This window comes from Pueribacillus sp. YX66, assembly GCF_041725775.1.
In the GTDB taxonomy this organism is placed as follows: Bacteria; Bacillota; Bacilli; order Bacillales; family UBA6769; genus Pueribacillus.
Window position 1 is genome coordinate 1 of sequence record NZ_JBEUEL010000091.1, and the last position, 596, is coordinate 596.

Genomic DNA, 596 nt, shown 5'->3' on the forward strand with positions numbered 1-596 from the left:
CATGTAGAGCGAAGTGTTGAGTTTATTAGACGAAAAGCTTTTTCTTCACTACACACGTTCTCAAGTTTACATGAAGCCGAAGAACACCTTTCAGCTACATTACAAAAGTTGAATCAACGATTGCATCATGAACACAAAGAACAACATATTTGCCTTATGAAAAAGGAAAAGGCGGTGTCGCGCCCAGCTATTGCTCCTTTTGATGCGGCTGAACTTATTGAATGCCGTGTTGATAAATATAGTACGGTTGTTATTAAACAAAATCATTACTCTGTTCCAGAAGGTCATGTTGGAAAATACATCAAAGCAAAGGTAGGAGCTGAAACGATTAAATTATTTATTGACGGAGAACTGATGGCAGAACATCCACGGAACTGGGGGGTACACCAATGGGAAATGAACCTGTATCACTATTTAAAAACATTTCAAAAGAAAAAAGGTGCCCTCGCTCAAAGCGAATGCTTGAAGCAGGCACCAACACAAATAAAAAACTTATACACCACGTATTATATCGGAAATGAGAAGGAATTCATAGAGCTACTCTTCTATATCCGAGAACACGATAACTTAGACGATGTCATGAAAGCAGTCAATCA

General features: G+C 38.4%; 1 protein-coding gene. It reads left to right on the plus strand.

Annotation, left to right across the window (positions count from 1 at the left end):
• Positions 1-596: Mu transposase domain-containing protein (locus ABU914_RS15465; protein WP_483880160.1), on the plus strand; the 596-nt coding region annotated here is incomplete at both ends.